The sequence below is a fragment of the Pseudomonas sp. microsymbiont 2 genome (assembly GCF_054788395.1).
Genome location: NZ_CM139112.1, coordinates 1,928,314 through 1,945,059, shown reverse-complemented (window position 1 = coordinate 1,945,059; position 16,746 = coordinate 1,928,314). Strand labels below are relative to the sequence as shown.

Below are 16,746 nucleotides of genomic sequence, written 5' to 3'. Positions count from 1 at the left end.
ATCCTGACAGGGACTGTAAGGTCTAGCGGCTTTTGGGACTCCGCATCCCGTGGATGGAACGATCAGAGTTCGAAATATGATAGATCTTAACGAGTTGTACGTTTATCTAAGGGTGGTGGAACAGGGCGGATTTGCAGCCGCAGGACGTATTCTGGGCATGCCCAAATCCACCGTCAGCCGTAAGATCAGCAATCTCGAGGAACGACTGGGATTTCGATTGATTCAGCGCTCAACTCGTCACTTCCAAGTAACAGAAATCGGACAGAACTATTACCGGCATTGCCAAGCCATGATGGCGGAGGTCGAAGCTGCGGAAAACATCATTCAGCTCAACCATGGAGAGCCGAGCGGCACCATTCGCATGGGCTGCAGCACGTTTCTCCTTGGTTTCGGGGTAGCACCGATGCTGGCAAGTTTCATGCAGAAACACCCCAAGGTGGATCTCTACGTCAAATCGTTCAATCGCAAGGTGGACGTGATCAGTGAGGGATACGACCTTTTCCTGGACTTGAACTTTCTTCCTCTGGACACGCGCAATCTTGTCGTCAAGCAACTTACAGTTTGCTCGCAAGTACTGGCGGGGAGCCCCCAGTTACTGTCCAGATATGGAGCGCTTGATCAGGCAATACAGGCAGGGGAACTTCCAGGTTTGGAGTGGGAACGTCCGTTGACCGCCAGTGCGTGGCAATTGAGCGACGAACGTGGCAACAAGGTAGAGATCGAGTACAAGCCAAGGTTGGTAAGCGATGATCTTTCAACGCTGAAACAAGCGTTGCTCGATGGTGTCGGCATCGCCTGTCTGCCTGAGTATCTGATCACCGACGAACTGGCACGGGGGAGCCTGGTGGTTGTACTTCCGCAATGGCAGCCGACAGAGGCGGTGATTACCGTGATGTTTCCTTCTCGGCGAGGGCTGCTACCTTCCGTCCGGGCTTTTGTCGACTTCATCAGTGAGGAGTTCCGATCGCCCTGGTACTGAGAAATCGCGGCCACGCCAGCCACTCACCCTTCGAGCGGGCAAGTGCCTGGCATGGCCGTGAGCGGTCAGGAGCGCTGGAGCTCGCTGGCGAGCGTATCCAGGCGTCTACACAGCTCGGAGCTCTGGGCAATCGAGAAAACACCGATCCTGGCGAGGTAGTTTATTTCGGACTTTATGGACTGTCGTGCCGACAGGGCTTGATTCCAATTACTACTTGCCAGAATGAGCAGGTTTTCCAGCAGTTTTTTCTGTGGCTCATCGTGCTGATCAGTGTCGCTGCTCTTGAACTGCGAAAGCAGCAGCTCCGCGTAGCTGGAGACGATGGAGGAGCGCTCGCGAAGCTCCAGCAAGGCGAGTTGGTGTCGTTTCAATGGATCGTTCGACATTAGATAGGCTTAATTGTCGTCAGGTGAAAAAAATCGGCAATTCGTTAAGCTCGCCTATCCGTTTCAGGCGCAAAACACAATTACAGAGTGGCAACAGTAGATGCTAACTTCCCTCTACCAAAGGAATCAGCGACCTTGCACGCTCGACACCCCATGACGTCACATCCTCAAGAGAGTGTTCTTGACGGTGCTCATGGTATTCTTCGACGGCTCGGCCCCCGCTTTTTGAATAGATGCCTATGAAAAGTTGATTGACGCCTCCTCTTGACCTGCTTGCTTTTACATCAATTATCCACCCACTGCAGATAAGTTCTTCATGACTATCGTGAATCAACTGCGCGTCGGCCCAACGCCAGTATTGGGAGCCTCGGTCTCTCATTGCTGTGCATTGGCTCCGTCATGAGTGCGCGACAATGGTGGCGTAACATTATGAAAATAATGAAATTTATCTGACGAACGGTGATTTTTCCGGGGGCTGCCGGCCTCTGGAGGGCAGCAAAGAGAAAGGACTTGCCTCATGAACGGCTTATTGTTCCACTCCTTGGACTCTCCATCCCGGAAATGCAACTATGCAGCGGCCGATCGTCATCTAGACTGATTTTTTTAGCGGCCGTTAAGTCGAGGGAAACATGGCGAGTCAAGAGGAAATAAAAAAGGCCGATGAGTTGATGAAAATGGCGGTCAAGGCGGTTCGCCTATATCACGAGGCGAAAGGAATCAAATCAGCCGATGAACTGCGAAAACTTAAGGCTGAAGTTGAACATTTATTAATGTCTGCAGAGCACTTCAAACGACTGCACTGCACCATCTGCGCCAATGACGATTACACGGATGCACGTTGATTACTCATCCCTGCGACTTCAAGTGCTCATATCAAAGTAACCACGCGCTCCTGACAGGGCGCGCGCCTGCTCGATAGCATCAGGGCTCCGCCAACCCAGTCTCCCGTCGCCTCGCTCAGGCCTGAGGGCCTGTTGACGGGCGAAGGCCTGGCGCTCTTGGTAGACTATCCACTCTTGTCGCGATCGATACGGATCTGGACGGTGCTGCTGGTTGCGCCATCGGCCTTGTTGCGTGCTCCGATCGTTGCCGTGAGCGTTGGTACATTGCGCCAGCTACTGGGTAGAACGCCCCAAAACGCCTGAATTGGTAAGAAACCCGTTGAACGAAAACACCGCGAAATCGAACTCGAAGCCTGGCACCCAACGCCCTGAGCCCTCCCGCCGCTTCTCCGTGGCGCCGATGATGGATTGGACCGACAGGCACTGCCGCTTCTTCCTGCGCCTGCTCTCCAAGCACGCCCTGCTCTACACCGAAATGGTCACCACCGGCGCCTTGCTGCACAACGACGCCCAGCGCTTCCTGCGCCACGACGAATCCGAGCACCCGCTGGCCCTGCAACTGGGCGGCAGCGTGCCGGCGGACCTGGCCGCCTGCGCGCGCCTGGCCGAGGACGCTGGCTACGATGAGGTCAACCTCAACGTCGGCTGCCCCAGCGACCGGGTGCAGAACAACATGATCGGCGCCTGCCTGATGGGCCACCCGGCGCTGGTGGCCGATTGCGTCAAGGCCATGCAGGACGCCGTGGGCATCCCGGTGACGGTCAAGCACCGCATCGGCATCAATGGCCGCGACAGCTACGCCGAGCTGTGCGACTTCGTCGGCCAGGTTCGCGACGCCGGCTGTCGCAGCTTCACCGTGCATGCGCGCATCGCCATCCTCGAAGGCCTGTCCCCCAAGGAGAACCGCGAGATCCCGCCGCTGCGCTATGACGTGGCCGCGCAGCTCAAGGCCGACTTCCCCGACCTGGAGCTGGTGCTCAACGGCGGCATCAAGACCCTCGACGAATGCCGCGCCCACCTGCTGACCTTCGATGGCGTGATGCTGGGGCGTGAGGCTTACCACAATCCGTACCTGCTGGCCGAGGTCGACCAGCAGCTGTTCGCCAGCGCGGCGCCGGTGGTCAGCCGGGCCGAGGCGCTGGAGCAGTTGCGACCTTACATCGTCGCGCATATGCAAAGCGGCGGCGCGATGCATCACGTCACCCGGCATATCCTCGGTCTGGGCCAGGGGTTCCCGGGGGCGCGGCGATTCCGCCAGCTGCTGTCGGCGGACATTCACAAGACCAGCGAACCGCTGAAGGTACTGGACCAGGCCGCCGAGCTGTTGCAGGGGCGTTGAGGGAACCAGCGACGGGGTTGGGACTCGAAGGGTTAGCTTTTTACCGCAGCCCTGGCGTTGGCCGGGGCTGCTTTGCAGCCCATCGCGGGGCAAGCCCGCTCCTACACTGGGAGCGGGTATCCCGAGACGCCTGCGACGGGCCTTGAGTGGCCGTCGGGGCTCGGGTAATGTCGAGCCATCGCACAGGACAGAGCACGCCCATGACCTCCAAGCTGGAACAACTCAAGCAGTTCACCACAGTGGTCGCCGACACCGGCGACCTGGACGCGATCACCCGCCTCAAGCCGGTCGACGCCACCACCAACCCTTCGCTGCTGCTCAAGGCCGCCGCCATCCCGGGTTACGCCGACCTGCTCAAGCAGGTCAAGGCCGATGCCAAGGGCAATGTCGACCTGGCCTGCGACAAGTTCGCCGTGGCGGTGGGCTCGGGCATTCTCAAAGTCATTCCGGGGCGTATCTCCACCGAGGTGGACGCGCGCCTGTCGTTCGACGAGCCGGCGCTGCTGAACAAGGCCCGCCAGCTGATCGCGCTGTATGAAGCCGCCGGCGTGCCGAAGGACCGCGTGCTGATCAAGCTGGCCTCCACCTGGGAGGGCATCCGCGCCGCCGAGAAGCTGGAGAAGGAAGGCGTCCAGACCAACCTCACCCTGCTGTTCTCCTTCGCCCAGGCCCAGGCCTGCGCCGATGCCGGGGTGTTCCTGATCTCGCCGTTCGTGGGCCGCATCTACGACTGGTACAAGAAGAGCACCGGCAAGGAATACGTCGGCGCCGAGGATCCGGGCGTGCAGTCGGTCACCCGCATCTACGACTACTACAAGACCAACGGCTACGACACCGTGGTCATGGGCGCGAGCTTCCGCAACATCGGCCAGATCGAACAGCTGGCCGGCTGTGACCGCCTGACCATCAGCCCCGAGCTGCTGCAGCAGCTGTCGGACGACCAGGGCGAGCTGCCGCGCCTGCTCAAGCCGGGCAATACCGGCGAGGCCAAGCAGCAGCTCAATGAGAGCCAGTTCCGCTGGGCGATGAACGAAGACGCCATGGCCACCGAGAAGCTGGCCGAAGGTATCCGCCAGTTCGCCCGGGATCAGGAAAAGCTGGAAGCGCTGATGGCTGGCTGACAAAGCCAGATACATCTTCGGCTTGATCGACGGGCGGTTAATGCAGAGCATTTGCCGCCCGTTTTCGTATCGGGCCCGCTGCCATACAGAGCAGCATGCAGCACGCGCACTCTGTGGAAGCGGGTATACCCGCGAGGTGCCCACCACCGCGATGCCTTCTTCGCGGATAAACCCGCTCCCACAGGGCCTGAGCCAGACCACCCTCTCATGTTTCGCTCAAGATAGATGACACCTACCCCGTCGCTCCCTCTAGTCCTCGCTGGCCCGGTACTGCGCCGCCTGGAACCCCAGCGCCTGGCCATCTGGCTGGTCGGCTCGCAGCCGCTGCAACCCGAGTTCCTCCTCGACCAGGCCGGTATCAGCGCCACCCCGCGCTGCGAGGTGATCCCGGTCGGCAAGCACGCCTTCATCCATTTGCTGGAGGTCCACTTCGACCGTCCGCTGCCGTGCAATACCACGCTGGGGTATGACCTGCGCCTGGCCAACGGCCAGGGGATCGCCGACTGGGCCCCGCACCTGCTCTACCCCGGCGCCAGCCGCCCGAGCTTCGTGCTGCGCGAGCGTCTGGACCAAGTGCTCCACGGGTCCTGCCGCAAACCCCATTACCCCTCGGCGGACGGCCTGCTCTGCGCCGACCGCCTGCTCGCCGCCAGCCCGCCCCCCGAAGGGCGCCCGGCGGTGCTGATGATGACTGGCGATCAGGTCTATGCCGATGATGTCGCCGGCCCGATGCTGCGCGCCATCCATGAGCTGATCGAGCGCCTGGGGCTGTTCGACGAGGCGCTCGATGGCGCGCTGGTCGACAGCGGTGCCGAGCTCTATCGCCACCCGGCCTGCTACTACCATCGCGCCGACCTGCTGCCGGCACAGGAAGGCAACGAAACCCTGCGCGAGCGCTTCTTCGGCGGCAAGCGCAAGCCGATCTTCTCGTCCAGCAACGCCGACAACCACCTGGTGACCTTTGCCGAGGTCATGGCGATGTACCTGCTGGTCTGGTCGCCAGCGCCCTGGACGCTGGTGGCGCTGACCATGCCAACGGGGCTGAGCGACGAGCGCCAGGCTCGCTACCAGCAGGAACTGCCGCTGATCAAGGCGTTTCGCGACGACCTTGGCCAGGTGGCGCGGGTCATGGCCCATCTGCCCTGCCTGATGATCTTCGACGACCACGACATCACCGATGACTGGAACCTGTCGGCACAGTGGGAACAGACCGCCTACGGTCATCCGTTTTCCCGGCGCATCATCGGCAATGCCCTGCTCGGCTACCTGTTGTGCCAGGGCTGGGGCAACGACCCGGATGGCTGCGCGACACTGATCAGGCAGTGCCTGCGGATGGACGAAGGGCGGGACGCGCTGATCGATGAACTGCTGCGCTTCCAGGGCTGGCAGTACACCCTGCCCAGCGACCCGCCGCTGCTGGTGCTGGATACCCGCACCCGCCGCTGGCGCAGTGAAAGCAGCCTGGCCAAGCCTTCCGGCCTGCTCGACTGGGAGGCCCTGAGCGAGCTGCAGCAGGCGCTGCTCGATCATCCGTCGGCGATCATCGTGTCGCCGGCACCGGTCTTCGGGGTCAAGCTGATCGAGGCCGTGCAACGGGTGTTCAGTGCCCTGGGCCACCCGTTGCTGGTGGACGCGGAAAACTGGATGGCCCACCGCGGCGCGGCGCAGGTGATCCTCAACATCTTCCGCCACTCGCGCACGCCGGGGCACTACGTGGTGTTGTCAGGCGATGTGCATTACTCGTTCGTCTACGAAGTGCTGATCCGCCACCGCCAGCGCAGCCCGCACTTGTGGCAGGTGACCAGCAGCGGAATCAAGAACGAATTCCCCCGGCGCTTGCTCGATGTGCTCGATCGGCTCAATCGCTGGCTGTACTCGCCGCGCTCGCCACTCAACTGGTTCACCAAACGCCGGGAAATGGAAGTGGTACCGCGCACGCCGAGTCGCAGCAAGGCTGGGGAGCGCTTGTGGAATGGCGCGGGCCTGGGGCAGGTGTTTTTCGATGAACAGGGGCGACCGGCACGCGTGTTTCAGCTAAGTGCCGACGGAAGTGAGGCGACCGAGTTCGTGTCGAAAGATGATTAAGCGGGTGTGATGTGTGGGGCTGGTTGGCCTCTTCGCGGGAAACCCGCTCCCACAGGAGTCGCGCGTGCCTTTATGTGGGAACGGGTTTACCCGCGAAGAGGCCGGGGCAGGCGCAGGATCAGGTGCGTTCCAGCGCGCTCACCAGATCATGGAACGCCTCGCGGTTGGAGTCGTTCAGCCCCATGAGGATCTTGTGCGCCTCCAGCACCTTGGAGCGCACCACGCTCTCGTCCTGGTCCTGGGACGGCAGGTCGGTCAGGCATTCCGGGCACGGCACCGGACGATCGACGATGTTGAACACCTGGTCGAAACCCATCGATTGCAACAGGCGGGAAATATCCGGGTTGGTGGTGACCACGGTCGGCAACAGGCCGACTTTCTGCCGCGACAGGATCGACAACTTGGCCAAAAGGCCCAGCGTGGTGCTGTCGATGCTTTCGGTTTCGGTCAGGTCGATGACGATGGCCGAGAAGTTCAGCGCGGTGAAAATCTTCTCGATCGTCGCATCCAGCGCCGAACACAGGGTCAGGCGCACTTCACCGACGAATTTCAGAACGAAGGTTCCGCTCTGCTCGGCGAACTGGATTCTACCGGTACTCATTCAAGGTTCCTGCTCAACACCAATAGGGCGATATCATCCGGCATCTCCCCAAGCGTAGCCAATTCGAATCGTTGGCGCAGCCCCTCCAGGCTGCCCCCCGCTTCCTTGACGATTTCCGGCAAGGTCGCTTCCTTATCTTTGAGTGTGTCACCCGGCAAAAGATCCAGAATGCCATCGGACATCAGGGTGAGGCTGAACTGCGGCGGCAGTTCCAGCACCTCGTCCTGATAGCTGGCCTCGTCGAACAGCCCCACCGGCAGGCCTCGGCCTTCCAGGTAACGGGCCTGGCCCGGGGTGTACAGCACAGGCAGCGGCAAGTGGCCACCGACGCTGTAGGTCAGCAGCCCGGTTTCCTCGTCGATGACGCCACCGACCATGGTCACATGCTTGCCGAGCTTGCAGTTGATCAGCCCGCGATTGATATGGCTGAGCACCTGCGAAGGCATGAACTCGCGCATCTTGTTGCCGCCGCGCTTGAATTCGAACAGCAAGCGCGTGGTCATGAACTTGAGCAGCACCGTGACGAACGCCGACGAGGCACCGTGGCCGGAGACATCCGCCAGGTAAAAGGCGATGCGCCGGTCGTCCACGCGGAAGTAGTCGGCGAAATCGCCCGACAGGTACAGCGATGGGATGATCTGGTGCTCGAAGGCAAACTCGCCGGCCACCCAGGGGTTTTCCGGCAGCATGTTCATCTGCACCTGGCGTCCTGCTGTCTGGTCCTCCTGCAGCAGGTGCAGGCTGGCCTCCAGCTCGCGGTTGGCCGCTTCGAGCTTGTCGCGATAGCGCTGGTTTTCCAGCACCAGCCGCGATCGATCCAGCGCGCGACGCACCGAGTGCTCGAGCACGGCGAGGTCTTCCAGGGGCTTGATCAGGTAATCCGCCGCACCCAGGCGCAGCGCCTCGACCGCATCGCTCATCACACCGGCACCGGACACCACGATCACCGGCAGCTGCGGGGCGCGCTCGCTGACACGGCGAATCAGCTCGAGGCCGCCCATCTGCGGCATGCGCAGATCGCAGATCACGAGGTCGGGCTGGTGTTCTTCGAAGACCTGGAGGCCCTGCTGGCCATTGCTGGCCTGGAGGACACTGAAGCCGCTGTCTTCCAGATAGGCGGCGAGGCTGGCACGAACCACGTCGTCGTCATCGATGATCAGCAGCGTTGCACTGGTTTTCTGCATGTGGGCGAACGGCGCCAGATTCTGGGGTTGGCGTAGCGACCGTGAACGACGGACAGCTACTGGAAGAATGCACTCTAGCCACTCTCTATTTGAGTTGTAGGACAAGAAAACTGGTCCGGCAAATAGCAGAGGTGCCCTGTAAGGCGCAGACGGTACTCCCATCCGCCTGGCGTTTCAAGCATGGGAAGGTAGACTTCCCTGCACTTTACAGGGCAAATCACCCGGCGTTATAAGAAAGCCGACCAGCGCAACCTGATGAAAGGATGCAAGCATGTCCCAGCCCCCCGTGGATTACAGCGAAAAACGCGATTTCATTCGCATGCGCATCGATACCGAGGTCACGCTGCTGCACGCAGGCCAGGTGATCAGCGCGGTGTGCCTGGACCTCTCCAGCAGCGGCATGCAGGTCCAGGCGCCGCAGCGGTTCCAGGTTGGCGACCGACTCGAAGTGCGCATCGACTCCGACCACCCGGCCCTCAAGGGCCTGCACGCCAGCACCGAGGTGGTGTGGATCGCCGATCAGCCAGGCGGCGCGCAGAAGTTCGGTTTGCGCATCCTGGCCATGCATTGATCTGTTACGAAAAAGGCGACCCGAAGGTCGCCTTGTTCACAGCCATGCCAATCAGAAGTCGTCTTCGACCTGCCCGTCCTTGACCTTGAACTCGCGGTTCTGCAGGTAGGCGTTGCGCAGGAAGATGTACTTGTCGCCCTGAATCAGTTTTTCCGCCGACAGCAAGCTGGCACGAGTGTCGATCACGTCCAGGGCGAAGATCGAATTGCGCGTCGGCACATGATCGATGTAGCGGTAGGGTTCGGTGTAGGTGTCCGGGTACTTGGCCAGGCCATCGCGCACGGTGCTTGGGCCAAGGAACGGGATGACCACGTACGGCCCGCTGGGCACGCCCCAGTAGCCGAGGGTCTGGCCGAAGTCTTCGTCGTTGCGCTGCAGGCCCATCTTGGTGCCGACGTCGAAGAAGCCGCCCAGGCCGAAGGTGGTGTTGACGATCAGCCGCGCTGTGTCGACACCTGCCGCACGGGGCTTGAGCTGCAGCACGTTGTTGGCCAGGTTGGTGACGTCGCCCAGGTTGCGGAAGACGTTGTGGATGCCATCCTCGAGGAACTGCGGGGTGACGAACTGGTAACCCTGGGCCAGCGGCTTGAGGGCATAGGTGTCGAGGACATCGTTGAACTTGAAGATCGGCCGGTTCACCGACTCCCAGGGATCCTCCTCGGTGGCCGCCTGGGTGGCCGCCACGGGCGCCAGCAGCAAGCTGGCGCAGACACAGGCCTGGGTGACTCGCTCGATCACTCCGGCACCGATCCTACGCATAGATGTTTCTCCATCGGATTTCACGGTGGCAACGGCCTTTGGCACGTTGCTCTATAGGGCGCAAGTATACTGGCTTGCTGACTGACGAACAGTCTTACACATCTTGATCAAGATTATGTGAACAACTGTCACTGTCATCTGCAGGTAACAATCGCTGGATAGCCTGCGGACTATTTCAGGGAAGTCGCCATGCAAGATGCACCCGCCTTCACCGCCGTGCTCTTCGGTTTGCGCGGCTGCCTGATCCAGGCCGCGAACGGCAGCCCCCTGCCCACCCCTGGCGCCCTGGATTCCCTCGATCGCCTGCGCAGTCAGCATGTGCCATGCATATGGCTCGATGAGATCAGCGCCGCCCAGGGCAAGCACTTGACCCGCGCGCTGCCGCAATGGCTACCGGGCCACCTGTCCAACGGCTGCAAGTGGCCGGCACCGAATGCCTGCTGGCAGGCGCTCATGGCCCTCGAGAGCGAACGCCTGGACGGTTGCGTGCTGGTGAGCGGTGAGCCACTGCTGCTGCAGTCGGGCCTCAATGCCGGCCTGTGGACCGTGGGGCTGGCAGCCTGCAGCCCCTCCTGCGACCTCACTTCCAGCCAATGGCAAGCCATGACCCGGCAAGAGCAGGACCTGGCGCGCGGCAAGGCGACAATGGAGCTGTTCGGCCTGGGCGTGCACTCGGTGATCGATCACCTGGAGTCCCTCGACACGTGCCTGGCGGACATCGCCCAGCGCCGTCACAAGGGAGAGAAACCCTGACACATCCCGGTTGATGCGGGTCATGCAAAGCGACGGCAAGTGGATTACCCTTGAGGACAGGCAAGAACCTTTCCCGCTTCGCCGAGGTCCATGCCTTGCCAAGTCATTGATGGAGAACGAACAATGCCTGCCCGCGAACTGCAAGAGCGTCTCAATAGCCTGCGCGAGCAACTGGATCGCAATGTGCCGCTTTCAGAAGAGGAACTGGCCAGCCTGCATGAAGAGGCCAGGCAGATCGAGGCCCAGCTCAAGCTCGAGGAAGCCACGCCAGACAACAACCTGGTCGATGGCGTGAACCTCGCCATCGAACGCTTCGAAGCCGATCACCCCGACCTCACCGCCACCCTGCGCAGCATCGCCAATTCACTGCACAGCATGGGCATCTGACCAGGCTGCGTCCCACAGGATCCTCACCGCCTCAGGCACTGCGCAATACCTGTGGGAGTGGGCTTGCCCGCGAAAATGACACCTCGGTGTATGGCACGGGCTACGCCCGTGTTCGCGGGACAAGCCCGCTCCTACAGGAACCACGCAGGATTGAGGAATCAGAGCAAGGCAGTTGCTCCCACATGCCACACGTTACTGGCGTACCAACCGCAGGTTCTGCGGATTGATCGCCCCAGTACTGCGGTAGGGGTTGATGTCCAGCCCGCCACGGCGCACATACCGCGCATACACCGTCAGGTGCTCAGGCTTGAGCAGGTTCTTCAGGTCCAGGTAGATCCGCTCCACGCACTGCTCGTGGAAGTCGGCATGCTGGCGGAAGCTGATCAGGTAGGTCAGCAGGCTGGCATGATCCAGCGCCCGCCCCTTGTATTCCACCACCACACTCCCCCAGTCCGGCTGACCGGTGACCGGGCAGTTGGACTTGAGCAGGTGACTGTGCACGGTCTCTTCCACCACGCGCTCCGACGAGCAACGCAGCAGTTCCGGTTGCGGCTGCTCGTAGTTGCTGATGCTCACATCCAGCGCATCGATGCACTGGCCCGGCAACGCCGTCACGCCCTGCCCCTCGACCTCGGCCAGGGTGCTGACCTTGACCGCCACCGGCTTGCCAGCCGCGGCGGACAGGTCCTTGACCAGACAAGCCTGCAGCGCGTCCAGCGACTCGAACACCGTCTGGTTCAACGAGTTGAGGTACAGCTTGAAGGACTTGGACTCGATGATGTTCGGCGAATCGCAGGGGATGGCGAACTCGCCGATGGCCACCACCGGCTTGCCCGAGGGCAGCAGCCAGGACAGCTCGAAGCAGTTCCAGAAATCCACGCCCTGCCACGGCAGCGCGTCGCCGCTCACGCCCAGCTCGGCCCATTTGGCCAGGCGGGGAATCGGGAACAGCAGCGAGGGGGTGTAGGTGGCGATGTATTCGCTGGACTTGCCCAGCGGGGAATGTTCGGCGGCGGGATGCATGGAAACTGACCTGAAGGTTCGAAATTGCCCCTAGTCTACCGGTTTTGCACCCCGCCTTGGAGCCGATGTCACTCGATGGTCAGTGGCCCGACCATGCCTGCCTGGTAGTGCCCCGGCACGTTGCAGGCGAATTCGATGGGCGCGGACTTGCGGAAGGTCCAGGTCAGCTCGGCACGCTGGCCGGGCTGCAACAGCACGGTATTGCCGCCCGAATGGCCATGGCCACCGCCCATCTGGCCGTGATCCATCTGGCCATGATCCATGCCTTCGTGGTTCATGCCGGCGGTGAACATCTTGCCTTGCATGGCGATCATTTCCTTCTGGTGCTCGGTGTGCATGGCCTTGTCGCCCAGGTTGAACTCGTGGGGCAGCTTGCCCTCGTTGATCAGCACGAAGCGCACGGTCTCCCCCGCCTTGACCTTGATGCTCTTGGGTTCGAAGGCGATGTCCTTGAGCACCACCTCGACGGTGCGGGTAGCCTTGGCCGCCTCGGCCGGCTCGCCGAAGGCGAAGGGTTTGCCGCTGTCGGCGAAGCTCGGCAGGCTGACCAGTGCGAGGGCGGCGGCGATGAACAGGTGCTTCATGGGTGACTCCGGGTCGTTCTGGGAGAATGAGGCCATTCTCGAAAAGGCTGGCTGGCAGCTGGCTGACAGGAAGATTACAACTTTGTCAGCTTGGGCAGGCCGCCAGATCGTCACGTATCATTTCGGCATCACGTTGGCCCGAACCGTTGGTAAACACATGAAACTGCTGATCGTCGAAGACCAGGCCAAGACCGGCCAGTACCTGAGCCAGGGCTTGAGCGAGGCCGGCTTCGCCACCGAACTGGCCGGCGACGGCGACACCGGCCAGCACCTGGCCCTGACCGGCGATCACGACCTGCTGATCCTCGATGTGATGCTGCCGGGGCGCAATGGCTGGCAGATCCTCCAGGCCGTGCGCCAGGCCGGGCTGGACACCCCCGTGCTGTTCCTCACCGCCCGCGATGCCATCGAGGACCGCGTGCACGGCCTGGAGCTGGGCGCCGACGACTATCTGGTCAAGCCCTTCGCCTTCTCCGAACTGCTGGCTCGGGTGCGCAGCCTGCTGCGCCGAGGCGCCAACGCCAGCCAAGACACCTGCCTGACCCTGGCCGACCTGCGCCTGGACCTGATTCGCCGCCGCGCCGAGCGCGCCGGCCAGCGTGTCGACCTGACCGCCAAGGAGTTCGCCCTGCTCGAGCTGCTGCTGCGCCGCCAGGGCGAGGTGCTGCCCAAGTCGCTGATCGCCTCACAGGTGTGGGACATGAACTTCGACAGTGACACCAATGTCATCGAAGTCGCCATCCGCCGCCTGCGCCTGAAGATCGACGACCACCACACCACCAAGCTTATCCATACCGTGCGCGGCATGGGCTACGTGCTCGAGGAGCGCCAGGACTGATGCGCCGCCTGTCCCTCGGTGGGCGCCTGGCCTTGCTGTTCGCCGCCTGCACCGCCAGTGTCTCGCTAGGCGCCGGCCTGCTGTTCAGCCGCGCCAGCGAGCAGCATTTCGTCGAGCTCGACCAGCAACTGCTCAGCGGCCGCCTGTCGCTGATACGCAGCCTGCTCGATGGCGTCACCACCCAGGAGCAACTGACCACGCGCCTGCCTGGGCTGCTCAACGAGCTGAGCCATCAGTCCGACCTGGCCTTGCGCGTGCGCGCCGCCGACGGCACGCCCTGGTTCGCCAGTCGCGGCGACTTGCCGAACGCACCGCCACAGTCGGGCCTGGCCACCTTGCACAACCAGGGTATCGACTACCGCGGCCTGAGCATCCCGCTCGACGAAACCCAACCCGCCTCGCCAGGGTTGACCCTGTTCCTCGACATCACCCATCACCAGCACTTCCTGCAGGGCATGCAACGGCTGATCTGGCTGACGGTCGGGCTCAGCGCGCTGGCCACCGCGCTGCTCGGCGCCTGGGCTGCGCGCCGTGGCCTGAAGCCGCTGCGGCAGATGGGCAAGGTCGCCGCCAGCGTCAACGCCCGCTCGCTGACCACCCGCCTGCCGGTCGCCGAAATGCCCGAGGAGCTGGCCGAACTGGCCACCACGGTCAATGCCATGCTGCAACGCCTGGACGACGCCTTCCAGCGCCTGTCGGCGTTCTCCGCCGATATCGCCCACGAATTGCGCACGCCGCTGTCCAACCTGCTGACCCACACCCAGGTCACCCTCACCCGTCCACGCAGCCTCGAGGACTATCGCGAAGCCCTGCACGGCAACCTCGAGGAACTGCAATGGATGGCCCAGCTGGTCAACGACATGCTGTACCTGGCCAAGGCCGATCATGGCCTGCTGATGCTCAACCGCCAGGCCCTGGACCTGGCGGTGGAAATCGATGCGCTGCTGGAGTACTACGCGCCGCTCGCCGAGGAGGCCGAGGTCAAACTGTCACGCGAGGGTCAGGCACATACCGAAGGCGACCGGCACATGCTGCGCCGGGCCTTGTCGAACCTGCTGGACAATGCCCTGCGCTTCACCCCGGCGGGCGGCGAAATCCGTGTGAGCCTTGTGCCGGGATTAAGTATCGAGGTGGCTAACAGCGGGCCAGCAATCGCCCCGCAACTGCTGGAGCGACTGTTCGACCGCTTCTATCGGGCAGACCCGGCGCGCCAGGAAGGCAGCAGCGAGCATGCGGGGCTGGGGTTGGCTATCACCCGTTCGATCGTGCAAGCCCACGGCGGGACGATTCGGGCGCAATGCGAAGGTGGGTGGACGCGGTTCGTGATCGAGTTGCCTGAGTAGCCCTCATCGCGGGGCAAGCCCCTCCCACGCCAAGTTCCGATGTGAGGGTGGGCGTGGGAGCGGGCTTGCCCCGCGATAAGGGCTAGACCCAGATAGCATCCCAATGAGGATAATCCCCAAGCCGCCTGACCAAACCTGCCCTCAAGGGATTGGCCACCACATACCTGGCGAATTCGCGAAGATCTTCCTCACGCCTCAGCGCCCTGTCGTGATACCCCGGTTGCCACAACTGTCCTTTCAGTTTTCCAAGTTTGAACAGCGAACAGCGACTGCGTGATTTGAATCGCCGCATGATCGTCGCGAGCGTGTCGTCTCCCAACTTGATCAGCCAGTGAAAGTGATCAGGCATGACCACCCATGCCAGACTGCACAAGGATCCCTCCTGCTCAGCCTGATTGAAATGAACAGGCAGGCAACGAGCAGCCTGGAAATCCTCGAAAAATGGGAAGCGGTCTCTGGTCGTGCTGGTCAGCAAGTAGACCCGGCCAGGCTCGGAACACCTACCGCGGCGCAGACGGTGGGAAGCGGGACGATCCATGTCGATCTCCTTGAGGTAAAACCTCAACGTAGATGACAGCTGCAATCGAAGGCCAAGTGAAGCAGTACCGCATGTTTCATGGGTTACGCACAAGCATCGCGGGGCCAGTCGCAGCGGCGAACTGGCCCCGCGATAGCGCTTACTCGTAGCGCAACGCCATCGCCGGTTCGATCTGCGAGGCGCGGTACGCAGGATAAATGGTCGCCAGGAAGCTCATCACCAGCCCGGCCACGCAAATGATCGCCACATCGCCCCACTGCAGCTCCGACGGCAGGCTGCTGATGAAGTAGATGTCGGAGGTGAAGATGTGCTGGCCGCTGATCCGCTCGACCCAGCCGACCACCGCGCTGACGTTCAACGCCAGGATCACCCCGAGCACGCCGCCGATCAAGGTGCCGACGATACCGATCAGGCTGCCCTGGACCATGAAGGTACCCATGATCTGCGCCGGCGTCGCGCCGATGGTGCGCAGGATGGCGATATCCGCGCCCTTGTCGTTCACCACCATCACCAGGGTGGCGATGATGTTGAACGCGGCCACGGCGATGATCATCATCAGCAGCAGGCCGATCATGGTCTTTTCCATCTTCATGGCGCTGAACAGGCTGCCCTGGGTGTGCGACCAATCATCGGCGCGGTAACCGTCGCCCAGGCTTGCGGCGATGGCCTTGGACACCTGCGGCGCGGCGTACAGGTCGTGCAGCTTCAGGCGCACGCCCTGCACCTGGCCCGGCGCCCAGCGCTGCATCTCGCCGGCGTCGGCGACATGGATATAAGCTTGCGATCCATCCAGCTCGGCACCGACCTTGAAGATACCGACCACGGTCAGACGCTGCATGCGCGGGGTGATACCGCCCGGCTCCTTGCTGATTTCCGGGACGATCAGCGTCAGCTTGTCGCCGGTGTTCAGGCGAAAACGCCGGGCGGTCAATTCACCGATGACCACGCCGTACTCGCCCGGCACCAGGTCCTGCAGGCTGCCCTGGACGATATGCTGGGTGACGATGGAGACCTTGCCCTCCTCGGCCGGATCGATGCCGGCGACCTGGATCGGCTGCATCGCCCCCTTGTACGAGAGCATGCCTTCCATCTCGGTGATCGGCGCCGCGGCCATCACCGCGGGGTTGCCTTCGGCGGCGCTGGCGACCTTGCGCCAGTCGTCCAGCGGCTGCGCGCCAAGAATCGCGGCATGGGGCACCAGGCCCAGCACGCGCGAACTCATTTCGCGCTGGAAACCGTTCATCACCGACAGCACCGTGATCATCGCCAGCACACCGAGCGACAGGCCGATCATCGAAGTCATCGAGATGAACGAGATGAAGTGGTTGCGGCGCTTGGCACGGGTGTAGCGGGCACCGATGAACAACGACAAGGGTCTGAACATGAACGAGGACACCCAAGTGAAAAATGAAT

Annotated in this window: 18 protein-coding genes; 10 read left to right on the top strand and 8 right to left on the bottom strand. The window is 62.3% G+C overall.

Annotated elements, in window-relative coordinates:
- Positions 1–76: 76 nt before the first annotated feature.
- A complete protein-coding gene (locus ACYUME_RS08825; protein ID WP_460418593.1) occupies positions 77–979 on the top strand; it encodes a LysR substrate-binding domain-containing protein in 903 nt (300 codons plus the stop codon).
- A gap of 65 nt (positions 980–1,044) precedes the next feature.
- On the opposite strand, the gene ACYUME_RS08820 is transcribed toward ACYUME_RS08825, so the two are convergent.
- Positions 1,045–1,365: a hypothetical protein gene (locus ACYUME_RS08820; RefSeq protein ID WP_460418592.1), complete on the bottom strand. Its 321-nt coding sequence runs from the start codon at positions 1,363–1,365 to the stop codon at positions 1,045–1,047.
- Positions 1,366–1,994: 629 nt separating this feature from the next.
- On the opposite strand from ACYUME_RS08820, the gene ACYUME_RS08815 reads away from it, so the two are divergent.
- The 4 genes from ACYUME_RS08815 to ACYUME_RS08800 all read left to right on the top strand — a co-directional run bounded on the left by ACYUME_RS08815 (position 1,995) and on the right by ACYUME_RS08800 (position 6,752).
- A complete protein-coding gene (locus ACYUME_RS08815) occupies positions 1,995–2,207 on the top strand; it encodes a hypothetical protein (RefSeq protein WP_460418591.1) in 213 nt (70 codons plus the stop codon).
- Positions 2,208–2,526: 319 nt separating this feature from the next.
- Positions 2,527–3,546: a tRNA dihydrouridine(20/20a) synthase DusA gene (gene dusA, locus ACYUME_RS08810; protein ID WP_460418590.1), complete on the top strand. Its 1,020-nt coding sequence runs from the start codon at positions 2,527–2,529 to the stop codon at positions 3,544–3,546.
- A gap of 200 nt (positions 3,547–3,746) precedes the next feature.
- A complete protein-coding gene (gene tal / locus ACYUME_RS08805) occupies positions 3,747–4,667 on the top strand; it encodes a transaldolase (RefSeq protein ID WP_279881161.1) in 921 nt (306 codons plus the stop codon).
- A gap of 225 nt (positions 4,668–4,892) precedes the next feature.
- Complete coding sequence (locus ACYUME_RS08800; protein WP_460418589.1) at positions 4,893–6,752, top strand: alkaline phosphatase D family protein; 1,860 nt, start codon at positions 4,893–4,895, stop codon at positions 6,750–6,752.
- Positions 6,753–6,870: 118 nt separating this feature from the next.
- On the opposite strand, the gene rssC is transcribed toward ACYUME_RS08800, so the two are convergent.
- The gene (gene rssC, locus ACYUME_RS08795) at positions 6,871–7,353 is read right to left on the bottom strand and encodes an anti-sigma factor antagonist RssC (protein WP_279881157.1); all 483 of its coding nucleotides are present in this window, start codon (positions 7,351–7,353) and stop codon (positions 6,871–6,873) included.
- A complete protein-coding gene (rssB, locus tag ACYUME_RS08790) occupies positions 7,350–8,537 on the bottom strand; it encodes a two-component system response regulator RssB (RefSeq protein ID WP_460418588.1) in 1,188 nt (395 codons plus the stop codon). Before rssB ends, rssC begins: the two co-directional genes overlap by 4 nt.
- Before the next feature lie 271 nt (positions 8,538–8,808).
- On the opposite strand from rssB, the gene ACYUME_RS08785 reads away from it, so the two are divergent.
- Positions 8,809–9,108: a PilZ domain-containing protein gene (locus tag ACYUME_RS08785; RefSeq protein WP_279881152.1), complete on the top strand. Its 300-nt coding sequence runs from the start codon at positions 8,809–8,811 to the stop codon at positions 9,106–9,108.
- 51 nt (positions 9,109–9,159) lie between these two features.
- On the opposite strand, the gene ACYUME_RS08780 is transcribed toward ACYUME_RS08785, so the two are convergent.
- Entirely contained in the window at positions 9,160–9,867 is a 708-nt protein-coding gene (locus ACYUME_RS08780) for an MlaA family lipoprotein (protein ID WP_279881149.1), read from the bottom strand.
- 189 nt (positions 9,868–10,056) lie between these two features.
- Here ACYUME_RS08780 and ACYUME_RS08775 point away from each other — a divergent pair, with 189 nt between their 5' ends.
- Together ACYUME_RS08775 and ACYUME_RS08770 are read left to right on the top strand one after the other, a co-directional pair.
- Entirely contained in the window at positions 10,057–10,620 is a 564-nt protein-coding gene (locus tag ACYUME_RS08775; protein ID WP_460418587.1) for a phosphonoacetaldehyde phosphonohydrolase-related protein, read from the top strand.
- A 123-nt stretch (positions 10,621–10,743) separates the two neighbouring features.
- Positions 10,744–11,007 carry a DUF4404 family protein gene (locus ACYUME_RS08770; protein ID WP_063545619.1) on the top strand — a complete coding sequence of 88 codons (264 nt, stop codon included), beginning with the start codon at positions 10,744–10,746 and terminating at the stop codon, positions 11,005–11,007.
- 192 nt (positions 11,008–11,199) lie between these two features.
- Here ACYUME_RS08770 and queF read toward each other — a convergent pair whose 3' ends face one another.
- Together queF and ACYUME_RS08760 are read right to left on the bottom strand one after the other, a co-directional pair.
- Positions 11,200–12,030, bottom strand: a complete 831-nt coding sequence (gene queF / locus ACYUME_RS08765; protein WP_460418586.1) for an NADPH-dependent 7-cyano-7-deazaguanine reductase QueF — start codon at positions 12,028–12,030, stop codon at positions 11,200–11,202.
- A 68-nt stretch (positions 12,031–12,098) separates the two neighbouring features.
- Entirely contained in the window at positions 12,099–12,614 is a 516-nt protein-coding gene (locus ACYUME_RS08760) for a cupredoxin domain-containing protein (RefSeq protein WP_460418585.1), read from the bottom strand.
- A gap of 157 nt (positions 12,615–12,771) precedes the next feature.
- On the opposite strand from ACYUME_RS08760, the gene ACYUME_RS08755 reads away from it, so the two are divergent.
- Both ACYUME_RS08755 and ACYUME_RS08750 read left to right on the top strand, forming a co-directional pair.
- Complete coding sequence (locus ACYUME_RS08755) at positions 12,772–13,452, top strand: heavy metal response regulator transcription factor (RefSeq protein WP_460418584.1); 681 nt, start codon at positions 12,772–12,774, stop codon at positions 13,450–13,452.
- The gene (locus tag ACYUME_RS08750; protein ID WP_460418583.1) at positions 13,452–14,795 is read left to right on the top strand and encodes a heavy metal sensor histidine kinase; all 1,344 of its coding nucleotides are present in this window, start codon (positions 13,452–13,454) and stop codon (positions 14,793–14,795) included. Before ACYUME_RS08755 ends, ACYUME_RS08750 begins: the two co-directional genes overlap by 1 nt.
- Positions 14,796–14,877: 82 nt before the next feature.
- Here ACYUME_RS08750 and ACYUME_RS08745 read toward each other — a convergent pair whose 3' ends face one another.
- Complete coding sequence (locus ACYUME_RS08745; RefSeq protein WP_460418582.1) at positions 14,878–15,333, bottom strand: REP-associated tyrosine transposase; 456 nt, start codon at positions 15,331–15,333, stop codon at positions 14,878–14,880.
- Between the two features lie 139 nt (positions 15,334–15,472).
- Positions 15,473–16,717: a lipoprotein-releasing ABC transporter permease subunit gene (locus ACYUME_RS08740; RefSeq protein ID WP_460418581.1), complete on the bottom strand. Its 1,245-nt coding sequence runs from the start codon at positions 16,715–16,717 to the stop codon at positions 15,473–15,475.
- Between the last annotated feature and the right edge of the window lie 29 nt (positions 16,718–16,746).